Annotated in this window: 5 protein-coding genes; 2 read left to right on the plus strand and 3 right to left on the minus strand. The window is 60.2% G+C overall.

The window, feature by feature from the left end; all coding sequences use genetic code 11:
• Positions 1-1,108 (plus strand): class I SAM-dependent methyltransferase (locus PROAA_RS11165; RefSeq protein ID WP_186411418.1); only part of this gene is annotated, 1,108 nt, incomplete at its 5' end.
• A 5-nt stretch (positions 1,109-1,113) separates the two neighbouring features.
• Here PROAA_RS11165 and PROAA_RS11170 read toward each other — a convergent pair.
• Together PROAA_RS11170 and PROAA_RS11175 are read right to left on the minus strand one after the other, a co-directional pair.
• A complete protein-coding gene (locus PROAA_RS11170) occupies positions 1,114-2,001 on the minus strand; it encodes a pyridoxamine 5'-phosphate oxidase family protein (protein ID WP_222102221.1) in 888 nt (295 codons plus the stop codon).
• A gap of 50 nt (positions 2,002-2,051) precedes the next feature.
• Entirely contained in the window at positions 2,052-2,681 is a 630-nt protein-coding gene (locus PROAA_RS11175; protein WP_222102222.1) for a glutathione S-transferase family protein, read from the minus strand.
• Positions 2,682-2,789: 108 nt separating this feature from the next.
• Here PROAA_RS11175 and PROAA_RS11180 point away from each other — a divergent pair, with 108 nt between their 5' ends.
• Positions 2,790-3,743, plus strand: coding sequence for a LysR family transcriptional regulator (locus PROAA_RS11180; RefSeq protein WP_186411420.1), 954 nt, complete (start codon positions 2,790-2,792; stop codon positions 3,741-3,743).
• Positions 3,744-3,809: 66 nt separating this feature from the next.
• Here PROAA_RS11180 and PROAA_RS11185 read toward each other — a convergent pair whose 3' ends face one another.
• Positions 3,810-5,030: a multifunctional CCA addition/repair protein gene (locus PROAA_RS11185; protein ID WP_186411422.1), complete on the minus strand. Its 1,221-nt coding sequence runs from the start codon at positions 5,028-5,030 to the stop codon at positions 3,810-3,812.
• Between the last annotated feature and the right edge of the window lie 16 nt (positions 5,031-5,046).

Genomic DNA, 5,046 nt, shown 5'->3' on the forward strand with positions numbered 1-5,046 from the left:
CGCCGATGAAATCGAATCCGGCGACGGCTGGATCGGCTTTGATCGCTTCATGGAAATCGCGCTCTATGCACCAGGGATGGGGTATTACTCGGGCGGTGCGCACAAGTTCGGCGCTGCCGGGGATTTCGTCACCGCGCCGGAGATTTCGGCGGCTTTCAGCCAGACACTCGGGGCACAGGTGGCGCAGATTCTTGCGCTGAGCGCGCCGCAGATTGTCGAGGTCGGCGCTGGTTCCGGGAGGCTTGCCGTCGACCTGCTGCTCGAACTCGAACTGCGCGATTCGCTTCCCGAGCGCTACGCCATTCTCGACCTGTCCGGCGAATTGCGGGAACGCCAGCGGGACACGATCGGCCACAGCGCGCCGCATTTGCTTGATCGCGTCGATTGGCTCGATCACTTGCCCGAACGCTTCGACGGACTGGTTCTAGCCAATGAACTGCTCGACGCCATGCCGGTGCATCTGGTGGTCTGGGGCCGCGGAGGTGACGATCACGCGATTCTTGAACGCGGCGTCGGCTGGAAGAACAACGCCTTCGTCTGGCTCGACCGACCCGCCGAGGGTCGCGTCCTCGACCGTGCACATGCGCTGGCTGCCGAATGCCCGCTGCCACCGGGTTACCTGAGCGAGATTGGTCTGGCCTCCACAGACTGGACGGCGGCCTGGGCCGGGATTCTCGGCAAAGGCGCCTTACTGCTCATCGATTATGGTTTTCCGCGCCACGAGTTTTACCATCCGCAACGCAACACCGGCACGCTGATGTGCCACTACCGTCATCATGCGCACGGCGATCCGTTCTTTCTACCGGGCTTGCAGGACATCACGGCTCACGTCGATTTCACGGCGATTGTCGAGTCGGGATTCGATGCCGGATTGGAGCTGCTCGGCTATACGACACAGGCGGCCTTCCTGCTCAACTGCGGATTGACCGAAGTGCTGGCGCGCACTCCAGCCGAAGACCACAAGCGCTACCTGCCGCAGGCGCAGGCCGCAAACAAACTGATTTCGCCGGCCGAGATGGGCGAGCTGTTCAAGGTTCTTGCGCTTGGCAAGGGTATTGATGCGACGCTGATCGGCTTTGCGCATGGCGACCGCAGCGCGACCCTTTGAAGCGGTCACTTCGAGTTGGTCGATTTCACCTCGCCCCAGCGCAATGGCATGGCTGCCAAGGCCCTGCGCGTACGCATCACCTTGCACATCAAAACGCGTTCTGCTTGCGGATCCAGGGGGATCTGATCGGGGTCCGTGACGATCTGGCATGACACATCGAACTGCCAGACATCGCCTGCGACGTAGTCCAAGATCATGATTCCGGCAAACGGGTTGAGGGCAAGATTGCCGAACGTGTTGAAGAATCGATTCCCTGGAAAATCCGGGAGCATCAATGTGTCGTCTGGCATGATCCTGATAAATCCGGAGGGGCCACCTCGATGCGAAACGTCAACGCCATGTGAACGGGCGTCCGCGGCCAGTGCGTCCGGATGCGCGCTCGCGATAAAGCAGGTATCTGCCTGAGCAATCATGACGCGGGCACTATCTGGCAGCCCTTCATCGCAGATCAGTTTCGCTTCCGACGCCTGCTGCACACAGCTCGGCTCACGAGCGTGAATGTATTTCGGGCAGTTCCCAAAGCTCTGTTCAACGGCCAGGGTAAAACCATGTTCGTCCAGTAGAGTGACGCGGCCATTGACGCGATTGCGGCGGCGCGTATGCGGTTGAATCCCCAGGATGCCAAGCGGCGCGCCACTCTGCAGGTTGAGATCCAGTGGGTCGTATGCGAGAGGCAGCGCAGCGACACGCAGGTGCCGTTCATCCGGTGTCTGCACGAATCCGGGTGGGCCAGCCAGAATTGAGGCGGTTGGTTGCCCGGACTGATCAATCGACCCGACTACCAGAAACGGCAGCGAGGCAAAGAAGTCGCGGTGTTGCCGCGGCATATGGTCGCGTATCGCAACTGCCCCCACCTGCGCAAGTCGGTCCGCCGCGCCCATTGTGGCTTGCATGGCGCGTTCGCCATGGTGGAATGCCCCATTCGGTTCCATTGCTGGCTAGCTCAACGCTTCGGAAATTCCGGCATCGGGACGAAGCGCGGCATGGATTCGACCCGCGCAAGCCAACTGCGGATATGCGAGTACGGATCAAGCGAAACGCCGCCTTCCGGTGCGCGCGCGACATAGGCGTAGAAAGCGAGATCGGCGAGCGTCAGGCTCTGCCGGGCCAAATAGTCGCGCTGAGCCAGATGCCGGTCCACTACATCGAATAGTGCAAGGCTGCGTGCCTGAGCGGCAGGTAGGTCGACCGGTGCATTGAAGAGCTTGCTTGCGCGCGCTGCCGCCGGACCAAAAGCGAGAGTCCCGGCGGCCAGTGCGAACCAACGCTGGATTTCGGCGGCTTCAATTGGAGTGCGCGGCGCCCAACGCCCTGCGCCATAACGTTCGGAAAGGTAGGTAAGGATGGCCAGCGAATCGGAAATGGTCACATCGCCGTCCTGGATCACGGGCACCTGGCCAAAGGGGTTCATGGCCAGGAACGCTTCCGATTTCTGCGCTTTATTGGCCAGATCGACATTGATCGTTTCGTGCGGAAGTTGCAGGTCCGACAACAGCAGAGCCACGCGGTGGCAGTGGCCGGAATAGGGAAAGCTGTGGAAACGGATGGGTTGATCTGGCTGCTTGCTGGACATGATGGGACCCTCGGTATGGAAGAAGGAGTCATCGTCGTCTTTCAATGAAGCTGAATAAATACCTAAACAAGTATTAAACTAATCCGATTTGTGGAGCAATCGATCCGCATGGACAAGCTAAAAGCGATGCAAACCTTTGTCGCGATCGCCGATGCGGGTAGCCTGACTGCGGCGGCTGAAGTCCTCAACAGTTCATTGCCAGCCGTTGTGCGCAGCTTGGCTCAGTTGGAACAAAGCCTTGGCGTGCGTCTCTTCAACCGCACTACGCGCCGTATCTCCATTACCGAAGAGGGCCGACGCTATCTCGAACGGAGCCGCCAGATATTGAGCCTGACAGCCGAGGCCGAAGCTGAATTGCGTGACGAGGAAGCCGAGCCTCAAGGCGTGCTGCGCATCACGGCACCCGTGCTCTTCGGGCAATTGCATGTTTGCGATGCCATCACGCGCTTTGTTCAGCGCTACCCGAAAGTGAGTGTCGATGTGCAGTTGCTGGATCGCGTGGTCAATCTGATCGAAGAAGGATTCGATCTCGGTGTGCGCATTGGAGAACTCGAGAATTCGACCCTGGTTGCACAAGGGCTCGGTCATCTGCGCCGTGTTGTTGTCGCCGCGCCGGGCTACCTTGAGCAACACGGTACGCCGCTGCATCCCCGTGAGTTGCTCAACCACAACTGCCTTCGATTCATCGGTAGCAGAGCGCCCTGGTGGACCTTCTATGATCGGGGGAAGGTTTTCACGCTGCCCGTCCAGGGATCGCTGACGTTCAACCAGGCTGCACCGGTCGCCAGGGCTTGTCTGGCCGGGCTCGGCTTCGGCATGTTCATTTCTTACCAGGTTGCGCCGCACTTGCGGTCAGGCGCGCTGAAGATTGTTTTGGCCGACTACGAACCGCCACCCCGGCCGATTCACCTTCTGTATCCACAGTCGAGGCTGCTGCCGGCACGAACACGAGCGCTAATCAACTGGCTGAAATCGGAAATCGGACCTATACGTTTCGACGGCAAGTTCGGCGAAGAAGGCCGTTCGGAAGCGATCTTGAACAAGACGCAAGATCAAGGGTAACCAGCGTCTTCCCGAATCGCCAAATCACACGTGGTCAACCGGTCGGCGCTTGATCCTTGCACCGAATCAGTCCGGGGGTGCCAAAGCCTTCTTTACTGCGACCACCCGTGCATCGTACAAGCGCTGGGGAATCTGGGACGCGTCCTTGCAACTGCGCGCAATGGCGGCTGCGTCAATGGCGCGAATCGCGTCCAGCGCAATCAGGAACAACTCCGGCGAGGGGATCGGCTTGTCTTCCCAGCCGAGTCGGCCATGAAAATCGCAGGCACACGCATCGAGAAGTTGTCTGAAACGATGCGGACGGCGCAGCGCATCGGCGTTTTCCAGGAGCTTGGTAACGGTAGCTGCGCTCATTTCAGGACCACGGCGAATATCGCCATGATGACGCGCAACCAGGAGTGCCAGATCGCGACAGCCTGCCGGAGTCCTGAGTCTTGCACACAATTCCTCGACCAGCATGACGCTGCGCGCCTCGTGCCCCACATGGCGTGGCAGTTCGGTCGCCGGTGTCAGCCCCTTGCCGAGATCGTGCAAAAGTACGGCAAAGCGTACCGGCAAGCCATAGCCCTGCTGTGCGGAATGATCGAGTGCCATCATGACATGCACGCCGGTATCGATTTCAGGATGGAAATCGGCACGCTGCGGCACGCCGAACAAACGATCAAGCTCGGGTAGCAGGCGCGCCAGTGCACCGCATTCGCGCAGCATATAGATCATGCGCGAGGGTTTTGCTTCCATCAGCCCTTTGGCCAGTTCCTGCCAGACGCGTTCGGCAACCAGATGATCCGCCTCGCCTCTGACGACCATCTGGCGCATCAGCTCGACAGTCTCCGGGGCAACTGAAAAATCGGTGAAGCGCGCGGCAAATCGGGCGACGCGCAGAATGCGTACCGGGTCCTCAATGAAGGCCGGTCCGACATGGCGCAGTACCCGCGCTTCGATGTCGGCCACACCGTGAAACGGGTCAGTCAGTGAACCATCGTCGGCGCGAGCAATGGCATTGATGGTCAGGTCGCGACGAGCCAGGTCTTCTTCGAGTCCGACCTCGGGAGCAGCATGAAAGGAGAAGCCCTGGTACCCTTGGCCGGTCTTGCGCTCAGTACGGGCAAGCGCGTGCTCCTCGTGCGTTTTCGGGTGCAAGAATACGGGGAAGTCCTTGCCAACCGGCTTGAAGCCGCGCGCCAGCATTTCCTCGGGCGTCGCGCCAACGACGACATAGTCGCGGTCCTGCACCGGCAAGCCCAGCAATTCGTCGCGGACCGCGCCGCCAACCGTGAAGATTTGCATAAGGGAAAGAGGGGGC

Source organism: Candidatus Propionivibrio aalborgensis (assembly GCF_900089945.1).
In the GTDB taxonomy this organism is placed as follows: Bacteria; Pseudomonadota; Gammaproteobacteria; order Burkholderiales; family Rhodocyclaceae; genus Propionivibrio; species Propionivibrio aalborgensis.